The sequence below is a fragment of the Leucobacter komagatae genome, from assembly GCF_006716085.1.
Classification (GTDB): Bacteria; Actinomycetota; Actinomycetes; order Actinomycetales; family Microbacteriaceae; genus Leucobacter; species Leucobacter komagatae.
The window spans coordinates 47,482-74,016 of sequence record NZ_VFON01000001.1; the positions used below are offsets into that span (position 1 = coordinate 47,482).

The following is a 26,535-nucleotide window of genomic DNA, read 5'->3' on the forward strand; positions in this document are numbered from 1 at the left end:
CCCTGACCACGACGCGGCCCGTCGCCCACGCTCCTCCCGAGCGTCGGGCGGCGGGCCGCGTCACATTTTCCTGCCCAGAATGGCCGGTCTCTGGAAAGATGGTTGGAGGGGAGCTCCACGGGGGAGCGCCTACCGCTTCACGGAGGCCAACGTGTCCAACGAAGAACTATCGCCCTCACTGATTGAGCGCACGGGTATCGAGATCGTGCCCGAGGGCGCCCGCACCGCGCGGCCCCGTGACCTGTTCTGGCCGTGGTTCGCGGCGAACGTCTCGGTGTTCGGGATGTCGTACGGCTCGTTCGTGCTTGGCTTCGGCATTTCGTTCTGGCAGGCGACCGCCGTCTCCGTGATCGGCATCGTCGTGTCGTTCTTCCTGTGCGGTGTCATCGCGATCGCGGGCAAGCGCGGGTCGGCGCCGACGATGGTGCTGTCGCGCGCGGCGTTCGGCGTGCACGGCCAGAAGGTGCCCGGCATCATCTCCTGGCTCACCTCGATCGGCTGGGAGACGTTCCTCGCGATCATGGCGGTGCTCGCGACCGCGACGGTCATCACGCAGCTTGGCGGCGACGGCGGGGTCGCAGTGAAGCTCGTCGCGACGATCGTCGTCGCCGCGCTCATCGTCGTCGCCTCCGTGCTCGGCTATCACACGATCATGAAGATGCAGTCGATCCTGACGTGGATCACGGGCGCCGTGACCGTCCTCTACATCGTTCTCGCGGCGCCACACATCGACCTTGCCGCTGTCATGGCGATCCCCGCCGGGAGCGCCGGGAACGTCATTGGGGCGCTCGTCATGGTGATGACAGGGTTCGGCCTTGGCTGGATCAACATCGCCGCCGACTGGTCGCGCTACCAACGTCGCGACGCGTCAGACGGTTCGATCATCCTGTGGAACACGATCGGGGGCGCGCTCGCGCCCGTGATCCTCGTCGTCTTTGGCCTGCTGCTCGCAGGCTCCGACCCGGAGCTCATGGACGCCGTTGGAAGCGACCCGATCGGCGCCCTCGCGACACTGCTGCCGGTCTGGGTGCTCATCCCGTTCCTGCTCACCGCGGTGCTCGCGCTCGTCTCGGGTGCCGTGCTCGGCATCTACTCGTCGGGGCTCACGCTCTTGAGCCTCGGGATCCGGATCCCGCGCCCCGCCGCCGCGGGAATCGACGGGCTGATCCTCACCGCGGGAACGATCTGGGTCGTGTTCTTCGCGGAGGGCTTCCTCGGGCCGTTCCAGAGCTTCCTCATCACGCTCGGGGTGCCGCTCGCTGCGTGGGCCGGGATCCTGATCGCGGATATTCTTCGCCGGAAGCGCGACTACGACGAGGTGGCGCTGTTCGACGCGCGCGGCCGCTACGGATCGTGGGACTGGGTCTCGGTCGCCATCTTCGCGGTCGCTTCGGCGATCGGCTGGGGGCTCGTGACGAACGGCTTCGCCGCCGACGCCCCGTGGAACAACTGGCAGGGATACCTGCTCGGGTTCATCGGGGGCAAGGACGGCGACTGGGCGTACGCGAACCTCGGCGTGTTCTTCGCGCTCGTGTTCTCGTTCGTCGTCGCGTGGTTCGCGCGGGCGGGCAGGATCCACAAGCAGGAGATGATCGGGCGGTAGCGCGCCTTCGCCGGAACGAGCGAGGGGCTCCCGCACCTGGTGGTGTGGGAGCCCCTCGCTCTGTATAGCTGCTGGGCTGTCGCCGGTTAGGCGCTGCGCTGGCCGCCGCCCTGGCGACGTGGGCCGCCCTGGCCGCCTGGCCGGCCGCCGCCGGGTCGTCCGCCCTGGCCGCCCGAGCGCTGTCCGCCCTGGCCGCCGCGCTGCCCCTGGCCACCGCGCTGACCGCCCGAGCGCTGTCCGCCCTGACCGCCGGTCGTTGATCCCTGACCGCCCTGTCCGCCACCGCCACCGCGGCGCGAGCGCTTGCGCTTCGCGTTCGCACCGGTCGACGACCCTGATCCAGCCGGGTTGTGGCCCGCTGCGCGCTGCTGCGCGGCCTGCGCCTCGGCACGGCGCTGCTCAGTGAGCTTCGGATCCACGCGGGGCGCGACATCGCCGATGAGGTCGAGGACCTCGCGGTCGACGCTCTGCGCCATCGGGTTCACCTGGAGCGGCGTGACGTTGATCTTTGCCGCGCGCATGAGCTGGCGCATCTCGCCGCGCTGCTCAGGGAGCACGATCGTGACGACGTCACCCTCGTTGCCGGCGCGGGCGGTGCGGCCCGAGCGGTGCAGATACGCCTTGTGCTCGACCGGGGGATCGATGTGCACGACGAGGTCGACACCGTCAACGTGGACGCCGCGAGCCGCGACGTCGGTTGCGACGAGCACCTTTGCCTCGCCCGAGACGAACTCGGCGAGGTTCCGGTCGCGGGCGTTCTGCGACAGGTTGCCCTGGAGCTCGACGGCGGGGATGCCGGCCGCGGTGAGCTGCTTCGCAAGCTTCTTCGCCTGGTGCTTCATCCGCGTGAAAAGAATGCGGCGGGCCGTGCCGCTCGCGAGCGCCTCGATCAGAGCATCCTTCTGGCCCTTGCCCGATACCTCGAAAACGTGGTGCGTGAGCTGCGGCACGGGCGACTCAGCCGAGTCGACGGAGTGCATGATTGGGTCGTGAAGGTAGCGCTTTACGAGGTTATCGACGCCGTTATCGAGGGTCGCGCTAAACAGCAGCCGCTGGCCCTTCTTCGGCGTCTTGTTCATGATGCGGGTGACGACGGGAAGGAAGCCCATGTCAGCCATGTGGTCGGCCTCATCGAGCACCGTGATCTCGACGCCGTCGAGCGTGAGCACGCCCTGGTTGAGTAGGTCGTCGAGGCGGCCTGGCGCTGCGACGACAACATCGACGCCGGCCTCGAGCGCGGCTTCTTGGCGGCGCTGCGGGATACCACCGAAGATCGTGGTGACCTTGATGCCGGCGGGGTCGCCGAGCATCTTGAGGGTCTCCGCGATCTGGGTGACGAGCTCGCGGGTCGGCGCGAGCACGATGGCGCGCGGCCGCGAGGGCTGACGCTTCTTCGCGGCGGCGTGGGCCGCGATGCCCTCTTCGCCACCCGCGAGGTTCGCGATGATGGGGATGCCGAAGGCGATGGTCTTCCCCGAGCCGGTGCGGCCGCGGCCGAGCACGTCTCGGCCCTTGAGCGTGTCGGGGAGAGTGTCGCGCTGGATCGGGAACGGCGAAGTCTTGCCGTTCTTTTCAAGCGCATGGGCGATGAGTGCGGGCACGCCGAGATCGGCGAAAGTCTGAGTGGTCACGCGGTGTTGAGTACTTCCTGCGTTGGTATATGTCATGGAGGATTTCCTCCGGTACTGCCATTCTACTTGGCGTCTGCTGTGGGTGCTTGGAGCGGGGTGGGTTTAAGGCTTGGCGTGGGGTTGGGTCGGGCTCGGGTTTGGGCTTGGCGCGGCCTGCGCGCCGTTGTCGGTGGCGCGCGGTACCGTCGTTGTCAGATGAAACGGCCTCGTAGGCCACGAAGGAGGCGCAGTGTTCGTACGGGAGACCCCGGCTGGCCCGCTGCTCGTCACGAGCGCGAGCGACCTCACCGCGGCGAGCATGTGCGAGTTCGCCTTCCTGCGCCGGGTCGACGCGAAGCTCGGCAGGGCAGTTGAGGTGCCGCCTGACGACGACGTGATGCTCGCTCGCGCCGGCGCACTCGGTGACGAACACGAAGAGCGGGTGCTCTCTGAGCTGCGCGCGACCTACGGGTCGGGTCTCGTCGGTGAGCCGGGTGGCGTCGTCGAGATCCCGCGACCCGCTGCGATGACACCCGAGGCGCTCGCCTCTGTCGCCGCCGAGACCGAGGTTGCCCTTGCAGGGGGAGCGAAAGTCGTTTTCCAGGCGACGTTCTTCGACCCTGAGCAGCGGCCCGCCGCGCCAGAGCGTGGCGAGCCCGCGATCGCGTTCCTCGGGTTCGCGGATTTCCTGGAGTTGCGCGACGACGGGAGCTACGAGGTACAGGACACGAAGCTGGCGCGCCGCGCCAAGGTCACGGCGCTCATGCAGCTCGCCGCGTACGCCGAGCAGCTCGAGCGCATTGGCGTGCCGGTCGCGAGCGACGCGACACTGATCCTCGGCTCAGGAGAGCGCACGTCACACAGGATCGCGGATATCGCGCCGGTGTTTCGACGCCGCCGGGCGCGACTCCACCGGATCCTGCTCGGAAGCTTTGGGGCAGTGGGCTCAGACGGAAGGCGCGAGAGTGCTCCGGCAGTCGCCTGGGGCGCCACAGGCGTCAACGCGTGCGGCCGCTGCGAGGTGTGCGAGCCAGAGATTCAGCGCACCCGCGACCCGCTGCTCATCGCGGGGCTGTATCCCAGGCAGCGCGACGCCCTCGTCGCCGCGGGCCTCGCCACGATCGACGCGGTGGCCCAGGCGCTCCCGCGCGTCGAAGCCGGGTCGCTGACGGTGCCTGGGTTCACCGGCGCGGTGCTCGAACGCATTGCGCTGCAGGCCGCCGTGCAGGTCGAGACCGAGCAGACGGAGGCCGCACCAGGGGTGGCCGCGGCGCCCAAGGTCAGAGTTGTCGCCCCTGCTGCGCTCGCGGCGCTGCCCGTGCCGAACCCAGGCGACCTGTTCTTCGACTTTGAGGGAGACCCGTTCTACCGGGAAACACGCGACGGAACCGCTCACTGGAACCTCGACTACCTGTTCGGCATGGTCGACGCGCGGGAAGAGTTCACCGCGATCTGGGCGCACTCACTTCGCGACGAGCGCGCCGCCCTCGAACGTTTCATAGAGCTCGTGCGCGAGCGCCGCGAACAGTATCCGGGGATGCGTATCTACCACTACGCGAGCTACGAACGCACCCACCTCCTGTCGATCGCGGCGCGCCACGGCGTGTGCGAAGCTGAGGTCGACCAGCTGCTCCGCGAACACGTGCTCGTCGACCTGTACCCGATTGTGCGCCAGGCCCTTCGAGTGGGGTCTCGCTCGTACTCGATCAAGAAGCTCGAGCCCCTGTACATGGGCGTCGAGGTGCGTGCCGAAGACGGTGTCGTGAACGGGGCCCAGTCTGTCGTCGAGTACGCCGAGGCGGCGGCCCAGCTGGCGTCGGGTGACGCCGCCGAGCGAGCCGCGGGTCAGCGCAGGCTCGACGACATCGCTGACTACAACAGGTACGACTGCGTCTCAACGCTCAGGCTCCGTGACTGGCTGCTCGGCATCGCGCACGACGACGGCATCTCGCAGGCTTCGCCCGACCTGCTCGAAGGGGCCGGAGAGCCGCCGGTCGAGCTCAGCAGGGTGGGTGCGCAGCTGCTTGAGCTCGCCGAGGTCGAGAGCAACGAAACTGCTCGCACCGCCCTCAAACTCGCTGCGAGCGCCATCGACTACCACCAGCGCGAGCAGAAGTCGTTCTGGTGGGCCCACTTCGCCCGCCTCGTCGACCCCGTCGAAGACTGGGCTGACACGCGCGACGTCGTTGTCGCATCCTTCGAAGCCAGCGAGACCGTTGAAGGCTGGCACCGCCCACCGCGAGCCAGAATCGATCGGCGGCGCGTGCGGCTACGGGGCGAGGTCGCTCCGGGAAGTACGCTGAAACCCGGCGCGCAGATGTTTGCGCTGTATGAACACCCGGCACCGTTTCCGCAGTGGGGCGGCGCCCCGGGGGCGCGTGCCGCGCGCCAGGTGGAGGTCGTAGAGCGGCACGAAGACGGAGTGACGATCGAGGAGAAGCTGCCGAACGACTCGAGCCCATTCGAAACACTGCCGATCGCGGTGACGCCAGGGCCGCCACCGCCCGCAGGTCGGCAGAAGGGCGCCATCGAAGAGTGGGGGAGCTCGCTCGTCACCGCGAAGCAACTCGGCGACACCCCTCGCGACCCCGTCTACGCGCTCTTGACGCGCGCACGTCCGACGCTGCAGGGCGGCGCGGGGCTTGTCTCGCCGGGGTCCGACGAGGCGCTCGCCGCCGGCGGTAGCGAGGACGCGCGAACGATTGGTGCGGTGCTCGCAAGCCTCCGCGGGCTCGACCGCGCCGCGCTCGCCGTGCAGGGACCGCCTGGCACTGGCAAGACGTACCTCGCCGCCCGGGTGATCCGCCAGCTTGTGGAACGCGACGGCTGGCGCATCGGCGTCGTTGCGCAGTCACACAAGGTCGTGGAGAACGTGCTCGAGGGGGTCGTCGCCGCGGGGCTCGACGCCCGACTCGTCGCCAAGGTCCCGCAGGGCGGCAAACTCGCCCCGGGAGCAGAGCAGCCGGGGTACACCGTGCTCGGCCGAGATGGGTACGCCTCGTTCGTCGACGGACTCGCCGGCCGTGGCGCCGTCATCGGCGGTACCGCGTGGGACTTCTCGAATGAGGATCGCTTCCCGCGGCGCAGCCTCGACCTCCTCGTGATCGACGAGGCCGGGCAGTTCTCGCTCGCACCCACCATCGCCGCGTCGGTTGCAGCGCAGCGACTGCTCTTGCTCGGTGACCAACAGCAGCTGCCACAGGTGTCGCAGGGGTCACACCCCGAACACGTCGACCAAGCCGCGCTGTCGTGGCTGCTCGATGGCGGCGAGACGATGCCCCCGGAACTCGGCTACTTCCTTGCCGAGACCCGACGGATGCACCCGGCGCTCACCGAGGTCGTCTCAGAACTGTCATACGCCGGGCGGCTGCACGCGCACCCGAGCACCCTGGAACGGTCGGTGCTCGGCGCTGACGGGCCTGGCCTCCACTGGCGGCCTGTAGAGCACAGCGGAAATTCGACGAGCTCTATCGAGGAGGCAGCCGCGGTCGTCGCAACGATCGAACGGCTTCTGGGCGCGGGTGGCCAGCCCGCGGCCGAACTGCTCGACGCAGGGGACCGGCCGGCCGGCGGGGGCCGCCCACTCACGGAGTCTGACGTCATTGTCGTTGCGGCCTACAACGCTCAGGTCGAGTGCGTCACCGAGGCCCTCGCGGACGCGGGCCTTGGCCACGTTCGGGTCGGTACCGTCGACCGCTTTCAAGGGCAGGAGGCCGCGATCTCGCTCGTGACGCTCGCCGCGTCAAGCCCCGAGGACGTGCCGCGTGGGCTCGAGTTTCTGCTCATGCGCAATCGCCTCAACGTCGCGATTAGCCGTGCTCAGTGGGCGAGCTACCTTTTCTCGGCGCCGAGCCTCGGAGACGGACTGCCAACCTCGGTCGAGGGCGTCGCAGCGCTTTCGGGCTACCTCCGACTCACCGAGCGCGGGTAACGTGGAGTCATGGTAAAGGTTCCAGGCCCGTTCAAGACGCCGCCGTCGATCAAGCTCGACCCAAAGCCGCTCGCGGAGGTTCCCGCCGAGCCGCTGAGCCCCGCCCAGGGAGGCGCACGGGCGCCGCTGAGCGCGTCACGCCGCTCCGAGATCCCCGTCTTCGAGGTCATGCAGATCACCGACGAGGTCGGGCGGCGCAGGCACGCCGGGCACGACGTGGTCTCGCTGTGCGCGGGCGAGCCGAGCGCGCGCCCGGCACCGGGCACGCTGCAGCCCGCTGGGTACACCGGGCCGCTCGGCACGACGCCGCTGCGCGAGGCGATCGCCGGCCACTACCGGTCGTGGTACGGCGTCGAGGTAGACCCCGCGCGGGTCGCAGTGACGACGGGATCGTCGGGCGCGTTCCAGCTCGTGTTCCTCACCGCCTTCGACCCGGGCGACAGGGTGGCCCTCGTGAGCCCCGGATATCCCGCCTACCGCAACATCCTCACCGCGCTCGGCATTCACGTGGTCGAGATCGCCTCGGGGCCCGCAACGAGGTACCAGCCCACGCCCGAGCTGCTCGATGAAGCCGTGCGTGAGCATGGCGACCTCGCAGGTCTGATCGTCGCCTCGCCCGCGAACCCGACGGGAACGATGCTGGGACGCTCCGAGCTCGCCGCGATCACCGCGTGGTGCTCGGCGCGCGGTGTGCGGTTCATTAGCGACGAGATCTACCACGGCATCACCTTTGCAGACCCCGCCGTGCCGCAGCGCGATCGCCGCGGCGTTAGTGCGATCGAGCTCGACGGCGAGGCGATCGTCATTAACTCGTTCTCGAAGTATTGGGGTATGACCGGGTGGCGGCTCGGCTGGGCGCTACTTCCCGAAGACATGGTCGCGCCGTTCGAGGCGCTTGCATCCAACTTTGCCCTGTCACCGCCCGCGCCCGCCCAGGAACTCGCGATGCGTTCATTCTCTGACGAGACCTACGAGGAGCGCGATCGAGTCGTTGAGGGCTTCGCTCGGGCGCGAGCGCTCATTCTCGAGGCCGAGTCCTCACTGAACTGGGGTACGGCGGCGCCGTCCGACGGAGCCTTCTACTACTACTCAGAGCTCGGTCCACAGCTCGAGCGCTTCGGCGACTCGTCGTCATACGCCCGGGCCCTGCTCGAGGGTGCCGACGTCGCGGTTGTGCCGGGTGGCGACTTCGACCCCGTCGCCGGTCACCGCGCGGTTCGCCTCTCGTATGCGGCCGGCGAAGCCGCGGTCGCGGAGGCGCTAGACCGCATCATCCGCTTCCAGGGGTAGCGTTCGAATGAAGGCTCCGGGCCTCTTATAATCAACGCGGAGGTTCTGTAGTTTGCTAACAGGTGTGCCGAATCCGGTATAGTTGCGAGCATTGGGGGAAAGCCAGAAATGGCTTTCCCCTTTGTCGTTTGTGGCCGCGGTCTGTGGCCTCTCGCTCGTGTCCGTGAAAGGTGATGATGGCCGACATCGCATTTGATGAACCGACCGCGACGACGCTCGCGGATGCGTTTCGTGGGGTTGCTGCGATGTTGCAGCGAGCCGGGTGGGAACGCTCTGCCGCGGTTGATGCTGCATGCGTGGATTTTCGTGGTGGGTACGCAACGAGGTTCACCGATGCGTGCGCGATTGAGTCGGACGACCGGGGCAAGCTCTCTGGGAAGCTTGACGACCTCGCAGACCTCGTTGACAAGGCGATTGCTGCCGCGGCGAAGGAGCGGGAGCGGATCGCGGCGCATGAAGCGTGGGAGGCCCGGGTTGAAGCGGCAGAGGCGCTGCGGAGGCAGACACTTGGGTTGTATGGGGCCAGCCAGGCCGAGACGTTTGTTGGGGTTGAGCCTGAGACGACACCGGTGCGGCCTCCGACGATCACGGCAGCGTTCGCGCCGAAGGGGCGCGGCCGGTACTCGAGTGCTGCGGGGGCTGGTGGAACGACATCGGCGGACCCGGTGACGCTTCGCGGGTTTGTGCAACGGTCGCAGACGATCACCGGGTTGATGCGCGAGGGCCAGACTGCGTTGCACAAGGCAGTGTCTTCGTACGCGAGTGCGTGTTCGTGGGCGCCTACGGCAGTCGTGACGCTGTTGGACGGGTTCTCGCGTTTCATCGATGAGAACGTGACGGATGAACGATGGATCGCGTCGATTGCTGAAGCGTTCGAACTCGCTGGGAGCGGGACGCTGGATGATTTCGATATCATGCTCGCGATCAGCGCTGGTCATCCAAAGGTCCTTGAGCGAGCGTTGTTTGATGCAAATTTGTCTCCTGAGGATGTCGCGAAGGTGTGGGCGCTGCTTGCGGCGACGAAGGGGTTCAACCTCGAGAAGTTCGTTGAGCGATACGCGTTCGAGCTCGCAAGCCTGAACGGCATCCCGTTCGCGGTGATGGACCAGGCCGGCCAGTACGCGCTGACCTGGGCGCTCGACCCAGACCATCCAGAGAACCTTGCTGCGGCGTACGCGAAACTGGGCCTGAACTGGTGGGACATGTCGCTGGATGACTTCAAACTTGACCTCGAAGGCATTCGAGCCGGCTTGAAAGACGCGAAGAAGCTTGCAGACGGCGACCCCGTGCTGCTGCTGTCGTTTGGTGTGCATGACGGTGCCGTGACTGCGGGTATCTCGATGGGTGACCTCGACCAAGCAAAACAGGTCGGGCTCTTTGCCTCGGGAATGGGCTCAAACGTCCGGGAGCTAGGGGACACCTTAGACGCCTTCAAGAAGATCAGAGCAGATGATCCGAACTTTGCCATGGTGACGTGGATCGGGTACCGTGCCCCGAACGTCGCTGAGGAAATGTGGCAGGATCGTGCCGATAGCGGGGCTCTTCGCATGTCGAGTTTCTTGGATGGGATCGCGGCGCAGCGTGGTAAATCGATTGACCGGTTCGTCACCATCGGTCACTCCTACGGCACGAACGTCCTTGCCGAAGCCTTGAAAACGACGTCCGCGAAAGTTGACGCATTCGTCACGCTGGGCTCAGCTGGCCTGAAGTACGGGACGACCACCGCAGACCTGCAGGCCCTCAGCGACGCGAAGGGCACGAAGATCTATGCTACCCACGCGGACGGGGACGGCATCGCCGCAGGCGCCGGGCAGCACTTGCACTTTCGCTCCGCGGCAGAAGACGGCGGCGGCGCCTACGAGAAACGTGAAGACCCGCGAGAGCTGCCAGGCGCCTACGTGTTCTCCTCGGAAAAAACTGAAAGGGGGAAGCAAGTTACGATGCACAACCTCCTGCATCCCATCGACTGGAAATCGATCCCGGTTGCAGGCGGGCCGCTGCAATGGGCGGCAGACACGTTTGACGGTGTGAGGGCGGAAGACGAAATCGGATACATGAACCCAGAATCGAGCACCGTGGGTGCCCTATGGGACATCATGAGAGGTGAGGAGCCCATCAAATGATTCGGGTGATGCGGTGTGTAGCGGCGGTGTTGACGGTAGGAGTGATGATGACTGGGTGTGCGGCGAATGAGGGTGCGCGAGACGGCGCGGGGATGACCGAAGAGGAATCTCTGAGTAAGTCGCTTGAGGAACAGTATGCGCTTGCTGGCGAACGCTATGATGCGCTGTATGAGCGGGTGACTGCCATGCAACAAGACATCTACGGCGGCGAATGGCGCACTAAAACCTCGTACGGAGTGATCCCCGGGTCAGGGTTTGCTTTAGGTGGGAAGCTGGTGGGTGATACCCGCGATAACAGCTATTTTTACAGTAGCTATCGGAACTATGTGTACGACGACTCCACGCATGTGACGCTCGAAGATGTTCGGCAGATGTGGGCCAAGCGCGGTTGGGACGTTACCGAGGTGCCCATGGCACAGGGAAACACGCGTCTGACCGTTACCGACCCTGACGGGTATTGGTATGAAGTCCGCGACTGGAACAAAGGCGAATTCAACCTCGCAATGCACTCACCCGTCTACTGGGGGGACTATGACCCGCTTACTGATGATATTTATGACCGTTTGATGGCTGAAGACTCGGGGAGGGCACACGGGGACACATTCGACCCGGACGAAGACGACTACGTTCAGCTCCTCCCTGGCGTATACCGGCCCTTCCCCGCGTGGGACGCGCTTGAGAAATACCCGTCCGTCGCCGAGTAACGGCATCGCCCACCCAAGCAAAGGCCCCAGTCGAATGAATGAGTTGATGCGGTTTGTGGCGGCGGTGCTGACGGTAGGAGTGATGATGACTGGGTGTGCGGCAAGTGAAGGTGCGCGAGACGGCGCGGGAATGACCGAAGAGGAATCCTTGAGTAAGCCCCTCGAGGAACAGTATGCGCTCGCTGGCGAACGCTACGACGCATTGTATGAGCGGGTGACTGCGATGCAGCAAGACATCTACGGCGGCGAATGGCGCACTAAGACGTCTGCCGGGGTAATCCCAGGGTCAGGGTTTGATTTAGGGGGGAAGCTGGTGGGCGATACCCGCGATAACAGCTACTACTACACCAGCTTTCGGAACTATGTGTACGACGATTCCACGCATGTGACGCTCGAAGTCGTCCGGCAGATGTGGGCCAAGCGCGGTTGGGACGTCACCGAGGATCCCATGGCGCCGGCAAATACACGCCTGACCGTCACTGCGCCTGACGGGTATTGGTATGAGGCCCGCGACTGGAACAAAGGCGAATTCAAACTCGCGGTGCACTCACCCGTCTACTGGGGGTCCGTCCGGAAAACAAATGATGCGATTCGTGAACGCCTAGATGCCGAGAACGCGGGGCGGGCGCACGGTGACACGTTTGACCCCGACGAAGACGGCAACGTGACCCTCCTCCCTGGCGTCTACCGGCCATTCCCTGCATGGGACGCGCTTGAGAAGTATCCGTCCGTCGCCGAGTAGCGGCATCGCCCGCCAAGCAAAGGTGTCCCAGTCGAATGAATGAGTTGATGCGGTTTGTGGCGGCGGTATTGACGGTAGGAGTGATGATGACTGGGTGTGCGGCAAATGAAGGTGCGCGAGATGGCGCGGGAATGACCGAAGAGGAATCCCTGAGTAAGCCGCTCGAGGAACAGTATGCGCTCGCTGGTGAACGCTACGACGAGCTACAGCAACGGGTGACTGCGATGCAGCAAGACATCTACGGCGGCGAATGGCGCACTAAGACGTCTGCCGGGGTAATCCCAGGCTCAGGGTTTGATTTAGGGGGGAAGCTGGTGGGCGATACCCGCGATAACAGCTACTACTACACCAGCTTTCGGAACTATGTGTACGACGATTCCACGCATGTGACGCTCGAAGATGTTCGGCAGATGTGGGCCAAGCGCGGTTGGGACGTCACCGAGGATCCCATGGCGCCGGGGAACACGCGTCTGACCGTCACTGCGCCTGACGGGTATTGGTATGAGGCCCGCGACTGGAACAAAGGCGAATTCAACCTCGCAATGCACTCACCCGTCTACTGGGGGTCCGTCCGGAAAACAAATGATGCGATCCATGCACGCTTAGACGCCGAGAACGCGGGGCGAGCACACGGGGACACATTCGACCCGGACGAAGACAACTACGTGACCCTTCTCCCCGGCGTCTACCGGCCGTTCCCTGCGTGGGACGCGCTTGAGAAGTATCCGTCCGTCGCCGAGGAGTGACCCGTCACCAACTAGATATGCAAAAGACGCCACATATGTAGAAAAGCGGAGGTTTCTACATATGCGGCGTCGATTGCATGTGGTGTGGCTCTACGGGAGGCGGTGAGCCTGGAGCGGCCCAAGCCCAACCCCACTACTTCGTGCGGATGCGAGTTCCAGCCGAGATGCCGAAGCGGGCCTGGAGCGCCTCAGTGACGGTGCCGGCGGTCTTCGGCTCGTTGAGCGGGCCAGGGGCCGCGCCAAGCGCAGCGACAACGGCGGCAGCGCCAGGAACGTCGAGCTCGATCGAGGTAATCGCAGACGCGAGTGGGCCCTCGAGCCCGGCGACGGCGCGGGAGATCGCAGAGCGCACGGCCCGCGTCAGCGCCTCAATGTCTTCAGCATCGATGAGTTCGCTGGAGTCGACGGGAAGCGGCCCGCCGACAGTGCGAGCCCGGGCGAGCTCAACCTCGCTGCGAGTGTAGGTGACGCCGTCGCCGGTGATGACCTCGGCGATGGCCGTTGATCCCTCTGGAGAGGACACGAGGCGGACGCAGACGTCGAGCTCGTTGGACGTAGAGACGGGGGTCGACGCGGCGCCAGCGAAGGGCAGCGGAATGCCCGAAGGGGCGCCACCGTGATCGTGCTGATCGGGTGACGCCCCTCCGAAGGTGAACTTAAGATCCATAGGATCCAGAGTACTCCCGTGAGATTACGCGTTTGCTGCGAGAACCTCGTCGACCGACTTGAACGGCAGCTCGGGGAACGCGTCTACGACACCCTTGAAGGTGATGACGCCGTCGTGTGCGTTGAGGCCCTTAGCGAGCGCCTCGTCAGCAGCGAGTGCCTTGACCCAGCCCTTGTCGGCGAGAGCGACGACGTAGGGGAGGGTTGCGTTGGTGAGTGCAGCGGTCGAGGTCTCGGGGACCGCGCCCGGCATGTTTGCCACGCAGTAGTAGATCGAGTTGTGCACCGGGAAGGTGGGGTCGTCGTGCGTGGTCGGGCGCGAGTTCTCGAAGCAGCCGCCCTGGTCGATCGCGATGTCGACGAGCACCGAGCCGGCCTTCATCTGGGCAACCATCTCGTCGGTGACGAGCTTCGGAGCCTTCTCGCCCGGGATGAGCACGGAGCCGATCACGAGGTCAGCGTCCTTCAGCGCCTCGGTGATGTTATGGGCGTTCGAGGTGCGGGTCTGGATGCGACCGTTGAACTCGTCCTCGAGCTGCTTGAGGCGGGGGATCGCGATGTCGATCACGGTGACCTCAGCGCCCATGCCGTAAGCGATACGAGCTGCCTGCTCGCCGGCTGCGCCGCCGCCGATGACGACGACCTTGCCGCGGCGGGTAGCGGTGACGCCACCGAGGAGGATGCCGCGGCCGCCGTTTGCCTTCATGAGCGAGTACGCGCCAACCTGAACCGAGAGACGGCCAGCGACCTCAGACATCGGTGCAAGGAGCGGGAGGCCGCGGTTCGCGAGCTGCACGGTCTCGTACGCGATGGCGGTGGTGCCGGAGTTCACGACTGCCTCGCTGAGCGTCTTGTCAGCTGCGAGGTGCAGGTAGGTGAAGAGCACCTGATCCTTGCGCATCTTGTCGTACTCAGAAGCGATGGGCTCCTTGACCTTGAGGATCATGTCGCTCTCGGCCCACACCTGGTCAGCCGAGGGGACGATGGTCGCACCGGCTGCGACGTACTCATCATCGGTGATGGCCGAGCCGAGGCCGGCGCCTGCCTGCACGAGGACCTCGTGGCCGCGGCGCTTGAGCTCGAACACGCCCGCCTGCGTGATGGCGACGCGGTTCTCGTTGTTCTTGATTTCGGTGGGAATACCGACGCGCATGATCTTCTCCAAATAAATGCGTAACGGGTGTGTAGTTTGCATCGCGGTATCCGTTGAAGTTCGTCTACAAAAGGGTCGAAACAGCGGATGTGACGCGATAGGATTGAAGTATATTCGATATCCGCAGAGATTTGGTGAATTCTCTTCGGAATCAGTTGTTGGGCCTGCCGCGCATGAAGTGGAAGAGGGAATACACGCATGGAATCGAAGAATCTTCGCCTCGAGACCGATCTTGACGCCGTCGATCGGAAGATTATGGAGGAGCTCCAGACGAATGGTCGCATGACCAACGCGGAGCTCGCCGAGCGTGTCGGTGTCGCTGCCTCGACGTGCATCGCGCGCGTGCGCAACCTCGTCTCCCGCCGGGTCATCACTGGGTTCACGGCAGCGGTCGACCCGCGCGCGATGGGGCTCGACCTGCAGGTGCTCGTGAGCGTGACCGTGCGCTCCGGCGCTCGGCAGCGCATCGCGGAAATGAGTGAGGAGCTGCGGGCGCTTCCCGAGGTCATGCAGCTGTTCTTCCTCGGCGGCGTCGAGGACTTCATCATTCACCTCGCCGCACGCGACTCCGACCACGTGCGCGACTTCGTGATGGAGAACCTGTCGGCCCACCCCGCGGTGTCGTCGACGCGTACCAGCATCGTCTTCAGCCACCACCAGAACCCCGTCCGCCAGGCGTAGCGCGGGCCAGCGGGTTAGGCGCCGCGCTCGCCCTGGCGGCCTCGCCGCGGCGCGGCGTATGGTTGGGGGAGAAGCTTCGCCCGCCGCGCCCTGCGGTGGCCAACAGAGGGGTGGATCGCCGTGACCCGTGCGCTACTGATCGTCGACGTGCAGAACGACTTCACGGAGGGCGGGGCCCTCGGAGTTGACGGCGGCGCGGCCGTCGCGCAGGGCGTGACCGGGCTGCTCCGAAACGAGCGTGAGGCAGAACAGTACGCCCTCGTCGTCGCCTCTCGCGATTGGCACGACGCCGACAACGACAACGGCGGGCACTTCGCGGCGGCGGGATCCGATCCTGATTTTGCGGGCACCTGGCCCGTGCACTGCGTTGGGGGCACGCCCGGCGCGCAATACCACCCGGCGCTCGACATCGACTGCATCGACGTGCACGTGCGCAAGGGCATGGGCGAGCCGGCGTACTCCGCGTTTGAGGGCGTCGCCGGCGACGGCCGATCCCTCGTCGAGGTCTTCGCCGAGGCGGGCGTCGATGAACTCGACGTCGTCGGCATCGCGACCGACTACTGCGTGCGCGCGTCCGCACTCGACGCGCAAGCAAACGGCATGCGCGTGCGCGTGCGTGGCGACCTCATTGCGGGGGTCGCCCCCGAGACGTCGGTCGCCGCGATCCGTGAGCTTGCGTCGGCAGGCATCGAGATCCTGTAACCGCGGCGCGGGATAGGGGCGAGGCCGCCGCTACTCCGAGGCGTGCTCCGGGATGTCGACCGTCGCGGTGAGCGGTTGGCCCGTACGCAGGAGCCTGCGCTTCGTCACCTGCCAGGCGGCCGCGAGCGCAGCAAACCAAATGGGAGTGCACAGGAGCGGCAGCCGCGTGTCTTCGGCGAGTGACAGCGTGACGAGAATGAACGCAAAGAACGCGAGTACCAGCCACGGGGTCACCCGCGCGAGCGGGGTGCGGAACTTCGAGGAAGCGTGACGCTCGGGGTGCTTGCGGAGGTAGCAAATGAAGCTGACCGCGATCATACTCCAGACGAAGATGATGAACGTCGAGGCGACCGACGTGACGAACGTGAACGCCTCGATGACACTGTTTCCGAGCAGCAGGATCGGCACGACCGACAGCACGAACACCGTCGAGAAGAACACCGAGCGGCGGGGGACGCCGCGGGCGTCGGTGAGGGCGAAACCGCGCGGAGCGTGGCCATCGCGGGCGAGCGCGTGCATCATGCGGGTGCCCGAGTAGAACCCCGAGTTCGCGCTCGACGCTGCCGAGGTGAGCACAACGAGGTTGATTGCGAACGCGGCCGCGGCAAACCCGGCATAGGCGAACGTCGTCACGAACGGGCTCTGTTCGGGGTCGAGCTTGTTCCACGGGGTGATCGCCATGATCACGGTCAGCGCGCCGATGTAGAAGATGAGCACGCGAACCACGATCGAGTTGATCGCGCGGGGCAGGTTATGCGCGGGATCCTTCGTCTCGGCCGCTGCGGTGCCGACGAGTTCGACGCCGATGAATGAGAAGATGCCGAGTTGGAAGCCGAGCAGGAAGCCACTCGCGCCGAACGGGAACAGTCCGCCGTGCTCCCAGAGGTGGGAGAGCGAAGCGGAGGTGCCGGTGTCAGGGTTCTTGAATCCACTCACGAGCAGATACACGCCTGTCGCGATGAGGGCGAGGATCGCGATGATCTTGATGAGCGAGAACCAGAACTCGAACTCGCCGAAGAACTTCACCGGCTGCAGGTTCAGGAGAACGAGCACCGCTGCGGTGATGAGCGCCGGAACCCAGCTCGGGATCCCCTTGTTGATGTAGGCGACGTACGTGGTGATCGCGATGATGTCGGCGACGCAGATGACGATCCAGGTCACCCAGTAGGTCCACGAGACGAAGAAGCCGGCCCAGGGGCCGATGAGGTCTTTCGCGATGTCACCAAACGTCTTGTAGTTGAGATTTGAGAGCAGGAGCTCGCCGAGCGCGCGCATGAGCAGGAACATCATGCAGCCGATACCCGCGTAGATGAAGAGCACTGAGGGGCCGGTCAGGCTGATGACCTTACCCGAGCCGAGGAACAGGCCCGTGCCGATCGCGCCGCCGATGGCGATGAGCTGCAGGTGACGGTTCGAGAGTCCGCGTTCGAGGTTGTCGTGAGCTTCTGCGGGGGCCTGTCGGGCCATGGAGAGTGTTCCGTTTCTCTGAGCTGCGTCGGGTTCGCCGGGCGCCAGTCGCATCGTCACACGGCCACACCGACATATCACTGTGCTGCCGGCGATGCTGGCTCGTCAGGCCAGTCGCGCAGGCATGCGCGTCACACACGCTAGCAATGGCCGAGCCACAGTCACCCTCGGCTTGAGCAAACCTTGAGGAATGGGGTTCGCACAGGAAGGCCGTGGGCAGGATGGTGCTCCGTGCTGAGCGGTGTGTCGCAGCGCGGCTCGGCTATTCCTCCGTGAAGGGGGAGAGCCTGGCCTCCTGTGCGTCGAGCGCGAGCCCGGCGGCGCTAAGAGCCTGCGAACTGTAGCGGCCAATCGCCCGCTCCTCGATGAGGGTCGCCCGCTGTGCCTCGAGCGCGATCCGTGTGAGCCGGAGGTAGGCCTCGGCGGGGGTTTCTGCTGCCTGGGTCTGGATCGCTCCGGTCTCATGGAACCGCAGCGCGAGCGGCCCGAGGGCGGCCTTCGTTGAGATCTTCGCGCGCTGCACGACGGTGTCTGGGGTCAGCTGCCGGTTCGGATCCTCACTCTCGACCGTGAGCTCGTCGTCGATCGCGTCGAGCCCTGCATCAACGAGGTCGTGACTGAGCGCGAGCACCTCGGTGTCATCGGTGCCAGACTTCACGCCGCGAGGCCACAGCCACCGAATGACGGCAGGGAGGGTGAGCCCGTGCAGGAGAAGGGTTGCGACCGCGACGAGGAACGCGATGAGGATGATCTGCGGGCGATACGGCACGTCCGTCGAGATCGACTGTGCGGCCGCGAGTGTCACGACGCCGCGCATGGCACTCCACGTAAGCACCACCCCGTCGCGCCACCCGAGCTGCTGCTCGAGCTCGTGGTCGAGGTCAGCCTTCGCACGATCCTTCGCGAGCTTGAGTCGCCGCTGCGCCCGCTCGTCGTTTGCGCGCCCGTTCTTTGCGAGTCGTGCTTCTAGCCGCGCGAGCTCGTCACCCTTCGCTTGGCGGCGACGGGGTTCGCCGCGCATCAGCCACACGAGCGGCACGACGAAGAGGGCGCGCGTGACGATCAACAGCAGCACGAGCGCCCCGGCGATGAGGGCGACATGGCCGAGGTGGAACTGGGAGTCTGTGACCTCGTTCACGAGCACATGCAGCTGCAGCCCCATGATGAGGAAGACGCCGTTTTCGAGAATGAACTGCACCGTTCGCCAGTTCAGCCGCTCGTTCGTGCGGGCGATGGCGCTGAAGCGCCTGACCGCGTGGTAGCCGGTGTAGAGGCCCGTGACGACGACCGAGAGGACGCCCGAGGCGCCGATGACCTCGGCCGGGATGAACGCGACGAACGGCACGACGAACGACACGAGCGTGTCGTGCACGGGGTTGTTCAGCCTGGCGCGGATCCACACGGTGATGACGCCCATGATGAGTCCTACGGCGATGGCGGCGATGACGGAGAACACGAACGTTCCTGCCGCCTCCCAGAACACGAAGCTTCCGGAGACCGCCGCGAGCGCCGTGCGCAGGAGCACGAGTGATGTTGCATCGTTGACGAGGCTCTCGCCCTCGAGGATGGAGACGATGCGATCGGGCAAGCCGAGCCGTTTGCCGATGGAGGTTGCAGCGACGGCATCGGGCGGGCTGATCACTGCGCCGAGTGCCACGGCCGCGGGGAACGGGAGCGCGGGGACCGCGAGGTGCAACAGCCAGCCGACGAGGAGGGCAGAGATGAGCACGAGCAGCACGGAGAGGCCCGCTACGGGGCGCAGGTTGCGCCTAAAGTCAACGAACGGCACGTTCATTGCGGCTGAGTACAAGAGCGGTGGCAAGACACCGAGCAGGATGATCTCGGGGTCGATTTCGATGAGCGGGACGCCGGGGAGGTACCCGATGCCGATCCCGACCACGACGAGAACGAGCGGGGCCGCGATTCCGATGCGGCCGCTCACGAGGGAAACCCCGACGAGAACGACGACGGCTGCTACTGCGACAAGTGCGAGCTCCATCGCCCTAGTTTCTCACGTGGGGCCAATCCGAGAGCAAGTTCATGCCGAGAGCAAAGCCGCGGGGTGGGGTGGGCTGGGGTGCCGCTGGGTCGCTGGCAGCCGGTCGCCGCTGTACGCTCCGCCGCCGCTGGCCGATGTACCCGCTTTGCGCGGTTTCACCCGGAAAAGTCTCGGGTTTTCCGGGTGAAACGGTGCAAACCGGGTGAAACGGTTGTCGGAGGCGGCCTAACCGAGCGCCACGTCGGGGGTGGGCTCGCCGTAGAACTCCGCCCACTCTGCAACACGAGGGGCGAGAGCCGCCAGGTCAATGCGTTCTCCGGGGAACGGCGCGCACTCGAGCCTGCGAGACTTCGAGTCTCTGCGCCACGTGCCCACCGCGCGGCCATTGTGCACCACGGTCGCCTGGAACATTCCGTTGCGCCCCGGAATGAGCTGCGGGAGATGAGCTGCGTCGAACTGGGGCGACCTGTCAGAAAACCCAAGGATGTGCTCGTCAAACGCGGGGAGTAGCTGCCAACGATCCTGATCGGCGCCCGACCTTGAGCTCTCGACAGCTTCGAGAGCCTGAGGCGAGACCCAGAGAGCGCCGGCTACCCCTGCTACGCCGTCGCGCCTGGCCTCGACGACGGCGCCCGACTCCACGGCGAGGGCGAGCCCCCGGGCCGCGCTCGCGGCGGGTAGGAGAGCCCACGAAGCGAGATCCTTCTTCCCGACTGCCCCGCGCCCGCGGACGTAGCGGGCCGCGAACTCGGCGAGAGCCTCATCGCCATCGAGGGAGCGCGGGGTCGGGATCCAATCGGAGGCGAGTACCAAACGCGGCTCGGCGTCGGCGTTGGCGTCGGGCCCGCTGGCGTCGGTGCTGGCGTCGGGCCCGCTGGCGTCGGGTCCGCTGGCGTCGGGCCCGCTGGCCTCGCCGGCCCCGACCGGGCCGAACGTGGTGAGCCCGTTCTGGCACAGCCACCAGACGAGGTGATATCGCCAGGCAGGCTGCCACTCGATGCCAGCCTCCGTCCAGACTGCCGAGAGCTCGGCGCGGGTCAGACTGGTGCCGCCGCTGAGCGCCTGCAGCGAGACCTCGGTCACCCGTTCGAGCGCCTCGTCACTCATGCCGAGGAAGGCGCGACGCTTCGGCGCCCCGGCAAGTACCTTCGGGTTCGTGAGGCGCTGCATCCAACCGATGTCTTCCGCCGGAACGAGGTGGACTGTGCCGCGCATCGGCCACGACCGCACGATGGTGCGGTCGTTCATCGCCTTGACGAGGTCCTGGGCGGTGGTGCCTCGCGCGCGGACCCCGACGGCCCACTTTGAGGAGCGCCAGTCCTGTCCCTGGGCCGCGAACAGGTGGGTCACGACGGCGCGTACCCGCTCCGTTGCGGTCTTGCCTGCGGCAGAGACATCCACCGTCTCCGGCTGTAGTCCGAGCGCAATCTGGCGAACAGCGAGCAGTGTGGCATTAGGAAGGGAGACGCTCATCCGCTAAAACCTCGCTCGGTGGTATTGCGGTGGCAGGAGCGTGGCCGCAGAAGGCGCCCGGAGCTCTGTCGCCCACTGCAGCGGCAGGTGCGGGTTCGCGAGGAGCGGGCGTCCGAGGAAGACCACGTCGGCCTGCCCCGTGACCAGGATACCCTCGGCCTGCGCGGCCGACGTGATTACCCCGACGGCTCCGACGGGAAGATGGCCCTCGCGCCTCACCTTTGCGGCGAGCGGCACCTGATACGAAGGGCCAGCCGAGATGCTGATGCTCGGCGAGTTGCCCCCGGACGACACGTCGATGAGGTCTGCGCCATCCTCGGCGAGCCAGCCGCTCAGCACCGCGGCATCTTCAACATCGAAGCCGCCCGCGACCCAGTCCGTGCCGGAGATGCGAACGAGGATCGGTAGCTCCGCGTGGCGATCCCGAACCGCACGCACCACCTCGCGCACGAACCTCGCACGGTTCTCAAGGGAACCGCCGTACTCGTCTGTGCGTTGGTTCGAGAGCGGCGACAGGAACTCCTGCAGCAGGTAGCCGTGGGCTGCGTGTACCTCGATCGCGTCAAAGCCCGCGCGAACCGCGCGATCCGCTGCGTCAGCGAACGACTGGACGAGCGCTGCGATCTCGCCGGCCGTGAGCGCTCGCGGTTCCGCGTGGTGCTCGTCGAACGGGAGGGCCGACGGCCCGACGGTCTCCCAGCCGCCGGCGTCGACGGGAACGGAGCCGTGGGGCTCACCCGGCCACCACTTGTAGGTGCCCGCCTTGCGGCCTGCGTGGGCGAGTTGCACGGCGATCGCTGCGCCGTGCGAGTGCGCGATGCCCGCGAGTCGAGCGAAAGCGGATTCCTGCTGCTCGTTCCACAGCCCGAGGTCTTCGGGAGAGATGCGGCCTTCGGGCACCACAGCGGTTGCCTCGACGACGACGAGGCCCGCCCCGCCCCGCGCGAGCCCGCCAATGTGCTGGAGGTGCCAATCGCGCGGAACGCCGTCGCGTTCCGCAACCGAGTACTGGCACATCGGTGACACCCAGAGGCGATTTCGTACTTCGAGACCGCGGAGCGAGAACGGCTGGAACAGGATCGGATTCGGCATGGCCCAAGGCTAGCGATAGCGTGCGACATTCGCACTGCCTGTGGAAACTCGCGCACGAATGTCCGAGCCCTGTGCCAGGCTTGACTCATCCCGCAACTACGCGCCCACAGAGAGGATTGGCCATGCGACTCCTGCACACTTCGGACTGGCACCTGGGCCGCAGTTTTCACGGCAACTCGACGCTGCCGCAGTTGCGCGAAGTGCTCGGCGCGATTCCAGCGATCGTCCGTGACTTGGGTGTCGACGTTGTACTCGTGGCGGGTGATGTCTTTGACCACGCGGCTCCGGCAGCGGAGCTCTACGGGGTGCTCTCAGACGCCATTCGTGGCATTCGGGAAGCAGGGGCCCAAGTCGTCATCACGAGCGGCAACCATGACAATGCGGCGCGACTCGGGTTTCAGTCGGAGTGGGCGGCGCTTGGAGGGGTCCACGTCGTGACGAGCGACGACGCATTTCGCCGACCGATCGTGCTGACTGACGCCCACGGCAGCGTTGACCTCTACGCGATCCCGTATCTCGAGCCGATGCTGCACACCGCGCTGTACCCGGGCGAGAAGCTTCGCACCCACCGTGAACTCATCGCGCGAGTGACTGACGAGATTCGTGAGTTGCGCGGTGAGCGGGGCAATAGGTCGGTTGTGATGTCACACAGCTTTGTCGCGGGGGGCCTTGGCGACGCGGCCGCTGACGGAACCGAGGTCGCGGCCGCGAACGAAGGGCTGGTGTGGGACCTCACGGCGGGTGGCGTCGACGTCGTCCCCACCTCCGTGTTTGCCGGCTTTGATTACGTTGCGCTCGGGCACATTCACGGCCGCGCTGAGCTGGCACCCAGCATTCGCTACAGCGGCGCGCCCGTGCACTTCTCGTTCACCGAGGCCGGTAAACCGCGCGGCGGGTGGGTCGTCGACCTCGACGCGAGCGGCCTCGTGGACGTGGCTTGGGCAGACTTCCCGATTCCGCGACCCCTTGCGCGGTTGCGGGGCACGCTCGCGGAGCTCCTCACCGATACGGCGTTTGCCGAACACGAGGCGAGCTGGGTCGAGGCAACGCTGACCGACGCCGTTCGCCCGATCGATGCGATGCGGCGGCTGCGGGAGCGCTTCGCGTACTGCGCGCACATCGAGTTTCTGCCCTCGGCTCCGGCATCGAGCGGTTCCGCAAGTTACGCCGAGCGAGTCGCCCGCAAGTCTGAGATGGAAGTTATCGACGAGTTCCTTGGGCACGTGCGCGGGGGCGAACGCCTCGACGAGAGCGAACGCGAGCTGATGCGCGAGGTAATCGCGGCCGTTGCCGGCGACGTGGGCACCGCGGGGTCGGGGGCGGCGGAATGAGGATCCGGAAGCTTGATATCGAGGGCTTTGGTCCGTTTCGCGACCGCCAGGTGCTCGACTTTGTGGCCGCCGCGAGCGGCGGCATCCTCCTGATCTCTGGGCGCACGGGCGCGGGGAAGTCGAGCTTGCTTGACGCCGTGAGCTTCGCCCTTTATGGGGCGGTGCCGCGATACGACGGCATGGTATCGAGGGTGCGCTCCGACCATTCGGCGCCGGCGAAGCCAACGCTCGTGCGCCTCGAGTTTGAGGTCGCGGGGGAGCGCTACCTGATCGAACGCAGCCCTGAGTACACTCGTCCAGCCAAGCGCGGCGGCGGCACAACGACGCAGAAGACCGAGGCCCGGCTCTGGCGCTGGGACGACGCCTCGTCAGACTGGCTTGGCCTTGCTTCGCGACCGGTCGACGTTGCCGCAGAACTCAGCCCAGTGCTCAGGCTCAACCACGACCAGTTCCTGCAAGTAGTCATGCTGTCCCAGGGCGGTTTCCAGCGGTTCCTCCGTGCCGCAGACGACGAGCGGCAGGCGACGCTGCGCACGCTGTTCCAAACTGGGCGGTACGCGGATATCGAGGGGGAGCTCGTTGAGCGTCGCAAAGCCCTCGACGGAGCCGCGAAAGAGAGCGAAGCACGAATTGATGCCCTCATCGGAGGCCTCGAAGCCGCTATTGCGCGCGACGCTGCCGACTCTGATTCAGTGGAGTCGTCCCTGGGGCTGGCGGAAGGCCTGGAAAACCCGGAAGTCTTGACAGTGCTGCAGCGGCGTGAGCGCGTCGGGCGTGCGGTCGAAGCGCTCGCACAGCGTGCCGCGGGTCTGGGCTCTCGGTCTGCCGAAGATCGGGCAGCGCAGCGTACCGCGGCGTCAGACCTCGACGGTGCCCGCGCCTTGCGCGCGCGGCAAGAACGCCTCGCTCAGGCGGAGGAGAAGCGGGCTGCGCTCGCCACGCGGGCCGAAGACGTACGCTCTGCGAGGGCGGAGGTCGAGGCCGCGGAGCGGGCGGCGATCGTCGCCGCTGAGCTTCGAAAGCTTGACGGGGCTCGCGCTGCTGAGGCTGCGGCCGCTGCGCAGTGGGCGGAGACCTGGGGGCGCCTCAAGGAAACGCACGAGGAGTTCGCCCAAGAATCGTCGGCGAGTTCAAACGACGCCGAGGCTTCGGTGCGATCGGTTCTGCCTCCGCAGCGCTCAAGTCGGCTCTCCGGCGACGAGCCCTGGGCCGAGACGAGAGAGGCGCTCGCGAATGATCAGGATCAGGTCGCGAGGCTCCTCGGATCCCTCGCTGACGCCCGCGACGACGAGGCACGTCACGCCGGGCTGCTTGCCGAGCTGACAGGAGCGCGCGAGGAACTCGGCGCCGTCACTACTGACCACAGGGAAGAACAGGTCTCGCTGGCGGCGCTACCAGCTCGGATCGCCGAGCTGCGAACGGAGCGAGCCCCGGCGGCGGAAACCGCCGCAGGCCTTGACCGCTGCGTGGCCGACCTCGGGCGCGCCACGACCAAACGCACGGCCGCGGATGCGGTGACCGGCCTCGAGACGCGACTCGAAGCGGCCCATACGCGCTCCGCCAACTGCGCGATCGAGGCCGCTACCGCAGCTGCCGCGGTCAGTGACCTTCTAACGCGTCGCATTGCGGGGATGGCGGGCGAGCTCGCCGACGCGCTCATGGAGGGCGAGCCGTGCGCAGTTTGCGGGTCGACGACGCACCCCGCGCCCGCGTCGCACGCCGACCCTGTGACACCCGAAGCCGTTGAAGAGGCCGAAGCGCAGCGCGCCGCCTCCCAAACTCGCCTTGACGCAGCCCGCGAGGCGGAGCGCCAGATCGAGGCGGAGCTCTCGGCCGAACGCTCAACCAGCGAGGGGGCCACACCTGACGAGGCCGCTTCAGCTGTCAGCGTGGCAGCGGAAGCACTCGAGGCCGCGCGTGCCGCGGGCAAACGTGTCTCCGAGATCGACGCGCAGCTGCTTCTGGCCGAGGAGGAAACAGCAAAACGGGCCGCGAGAGTCGCAGACCTCGGGGCGAGAGTCGCATCGCTCACAAGCTCGATCCAGGCTCGCGAAGCCCAGGCAGTTGAACTCGCGGAAGAGCTTGGCTCTGCGCGGGGCAGCTACGCCAGCATCGATGCGAGAACTGAACACCTTGAGGTTCTGGCGCGCGCGCTCGCGGAGTGCGCTCGAAGCGGTGCTGAACGTGACGCCGCCCAGACCGCAACCGCGAGTGCGCGCGAGCGGGTTGCTGACGCGCTCCTTGCCCAGGGCTTCATCACCCCGGGCTTTGATCATTCTGACATCGAGGTCGGCATCGTCGCGGTCAAGGCTGCCGTTCGCGAGGCGGCCAAGATCGAAGCGCTTCGCCGCAGTGTCCGGGAATACGACGACGAGACGCAGCGGAACGCGGGTGAGCTGGCGGCTGCCGACCTCCAAGACCTTGATACGCGCCCGCTCGACCTCGACGGGCTTGCAGCGATCGCCGCAGCAGCGGAAGCGCGAGCGGAGGCATCGCTGGCGAGCTTCGCAGCTGCGGAGCGCATCGCCGCCGAGCACGAAGCGACGCTTCAGTCCGTTGACCGCGAGATTGCGGGGTTCGCGGTGGCGGGGGAGGAACTCTTGCGGCTGCGGCGCCTCGCCGACACGGTGCAGGGGAAAGACCCGAACACGAAGCGGATGCGTCTCGAAGTCTTTGTACTCGCGGCCCGTCTCGAAGCCATCGTTGCTGCGGCGAACCGGCGCCTCGCAACAATGGTGGGCGGCCGCTACAGGCTCGCGCACGACGACGGCCCTCGCGCGCGCGGCAGGCAGTCTGGTCTTGGGCTCGCAGTGATCGACGAGTACACGGGACATGCGCGCACAACTGACTCGCTTTCAGGAGGCGAGAGCTTCCTCGCCTCCCTAGCGCTTGCGCTCGGGCTGGCCGACGTCGTCACTGCTGAGTCTGGTGGCCTCGAACTCGATACGCTATTCGTTGACGAAGGGTTCGGTTCGCTTGACCCCGACGCGCTCGACCAAGCGCTCGCAACGCTTGACGGGCTGCGCGAGGGCGGCCGGACGGTCGCGCTCATTAGTCACGTGTCGGAGCTGAAGGAGCGGCTCGCAGGTGGCCTGGAAGTGGTCGCTGACGGCCAAGGCGTGAGCCGGCTGCGCGGCGACGGCGTGCTCCCATCCGATTCGCCAACACCTCACGACTGACCCATGACCGACTCCACACCGACCCGGAACCGAAAGGACGCGC

Annotated in this window: 18 protein-coding genes; 11 read left to right on the forward strand and 7 right to left on the reverse strand. The window is 66.4% G+C overall.

Annotated elements, in window-relative coordinates:
• Nucleotides 1-79: 79 nt before the first annotated feature.
• Complete coding sequence (locus FB468_RS00235) at nucleotides 80-1,603, forward strand: purine-cytosine permease family protein (RefSeq protein WP_141885573.1); 1,524 nt, start codon at nucleotides 80-82, stop codon at nucleotides 1,601-1,603.
• Nucleotides 1,604-1,689: 86 nt separating this feature from the next.
• Here the strand turns inward: FB468_RS00235 and FB468_RS00240 are convergent, their stop codons facing one another.
• Nucleotides 1,690-3,270 (reverse strand): DEAD/DEAH box helicase, encoded by a 1,581-nt coding sequence (locus tag FB468_RS00240; protein WP_141885574.1) that lies wholly within the window; start codon nucleotides 3,268-3,270, stop codon nucleotides 1,690-1,692.
• A 193-nt stretch (nucleotides 3,271-3,463) separates the two neighbouring features.
• Between FB468_RS00240 and FB468_RS00245 the strand changes: the two genes are divergently transcribed.
• From FB468_RS00245 to FB468_RS00270, 6 genes are all read left to right on the forward strand, one after another.
• The gene (locus FB468_RS00245; protein WP_342777237.1) at nucleotides 3,464-7,144 is read left to right on the forward strand and encodes a TM0106 family RecB-like putative nuclease; all 3,681 of its coding nucleotides are present in this window, start codon (nucleotides 3,464-3,466) and stop codon (nucleotides 7,142-7,144) included.
• Between the two features lie 9 nt (nucleotides 7,145-7,153).
• Entirely contained in the window at nucleotides 7,154-8,434 is a 1,281-nt protein-coding gene (locus FB468_RS00250) for a pyridoxal phosphate-dependent aminotransferase (RefSeq protein WP_141885575.1), read from the forward strand.
• Between the two features lie 176 nt (nucleotides 8,435-8,610).
• Entirely contained in the window at nucleotides 8,611-10,557 is a 1,947-nt protein-coding gene (locus tag FB468_RS00255; RefSeq protein WP_170219586.1) for an alpha/beta hydrolase, read from the forward strand.
• A 92-nt stretch (nucleotides 10,558-10,649) separates the two neighbouring features.
• Nucleotides 10,650-11,261, forward strand: coding sequence for a hypothetical protein (locus FB468_RS00260; RefSeq protein ID WP_141885577.1), 612 nt, complete (start codon nucleotides 10,650-10,652; stop codon nucleotides 11,259-11,261).
• Between the two features lie 34 nt (nucleotides 11,262-11,295).
• Nucleotides 11,296-12,003, forward strand: coding sequence for a hypothetical protein (locus FB468_RS00265; protein WP_141885578.1), 708 nt, complete (start codon nucleotides 11,296-11,298; stop codon nucleotides 12,001-12,003).
• Between the two features lie 35 nt (nucleotides 12,004-12,038).
• The gene (locus FB468_RS00270) at nucleotides 12,039-12,749 is read left to right on the forward strand and encodes a hypothetical protein (protein WP_141885579.1); all 711 of its coding nucleotides are present in this window, start codon (nucleotides 12,039-12,041) and stop codon (nucleotides 12,747-12,749) included.
• A 133-nt stretch (nucleotides 12,750-12,882) separates the two neighbouring features.
• Here the strand turns inward: FB468_RS00270 and FB468_RS00275 are convergent, their stop codons facing one another.
• Together FB468_RS00275 and ald are read right to left on the reverse strand one after the other, a co-directional pair.
• A complete protein-coding gene (locus FB468_RS00275; protein ID WP_141885580.1) occupies nucleotides 12,883-13,416 on the reverse strand; it encodes a hypothetical protein in 534 nt (177 codons plus the stop codon).
• Nucleotides 13,417-13,440: 24 nt separating this feature from the next.
• Entirely contained in the window at nucleotides 13,441-14,568 is a 1,128-nt protein-coding gene (gene ald, locus FB468_RS00280) for an alanine dehydrogenase (RefSeq protein WP_141885581.1), read from the reverse strand.
• A gap of 198 nt (nucleotides 14,569-14,766) precedes the next feature.
• Between ald and FB468_RS00285 the strand changes: the two genes are divergently transcribed.
• Nucleotides 14,767-15,249, forward strand: a complete 483-nt coding sequence (locus FB468_RS00285; RefSeq protein ID WP_141885582.1) for an Lrp/AsnC family transcriptional regulator — start codon at nucleotides 14,767-14,769, stop codon at nucleotides 15,247-15,249.
• 120 nt (nucleotides 15,250-15,369) lie between these two features.
• Entirely contained in the window at nucleotides 15,370-15,951 is a 582-nt protein-coding gene (locus FB468_RS00290; protein ID WP_141885583.1) for an isochorismatase family protein, read from the forward strand.
• 30 nt (nucleotides 15,952-15,981) lie between these two features.
• Here the strand turns inward: FB468_RS00290 and FB468_RS00295 are convergent, their stop codons facing one another.
• The 4 genes from FB468_RS00295 to FB468_RS00310 form a co-directional block, all read right to left on the reverse strand.
• Nucleotides 15,982-17,418 (reverse strand): amino acid permease, encoded by a 1,437-nt coding sequence (locus tag FB468_RS00295; RefSeq protein WP_141885584.1) that lies wholly within the window; start codon nucleotides 17,416-17,418, stop codon nucleotides 15,982-15,984.
• A gap of 262 nt (nucleotides 17,419-17,680) precedes the next feature.
• Entirely contained in the window at nucleotides 17,681-19,417 is a 1,737-nt protein-coding gene (locus FB468_RS00300; RefSeq protein ID WP_141885585.1) for a cation:proton antiporter, read from the reverse strand.
• 225 nt (nucleotides 19,418-19,642) lie between these two features.
• Nucleotides 19,643-20,890, reverse strand: a complete 1,248-nt coding sequence (locus FB468_RS00305) for a winged helix DNA-binding domain-containing protein (protein ID WP_141885586.1) — start codon at nucleotides 20,888-20,890, stop codon at nucleotides 19,643-19,645.
• 3 nt (nucleotides 20,891-20,893) lie between these two features.
• Nucleotides 20,894-21,982 carry an NADH:flavin oxidoreductase/NADH oxidase gene (locus FB468_RS00310; RefSeq protein WP_141885587.1) on the reverse strand — a complete coding sequence of 363 codons (1,089 nt, stop codon included), beginning with the start codon at nucleotides 21,980-21,982 and terminating at the stop codon, nucleotides 20,894-20,896.
• A 122-nt stretch (nucleotides 21,983-22,104) separates the two neighbouring features.
• Between FB468_RS00310 and FB468_RS00315 the strand changes: the two genes are divergently transcribed.
• Nucleotides 22,105-23,313 carry an exonuclease SbcCD subunit D gene (locus FB468_RS00315; protein WP_141885588.1) on the forward strand — a complete coding sequence of 403 codons (1,209 nt, stop codon included), beginning with the start codon at nucleotides 22,105-22,107 and terminating at the stop codon, nucleotides 23,311-23,313.
• Entirely contained in the window at nucleotides 23,310-26,492 is a 3,183-nt protein-coding gene (locus FB468_RS00320; RefSeq protein WP_141885589.1) for an AAA family ATPase, read from the forward strand. Before FB468_RS00315 ends, FB468_RS00320 begins: the two co-directional genes overlap by 4 nt.
• The last annotated feature ends 43 nt before the right edge of the window (nucleotides 26,493-26,535 follow it).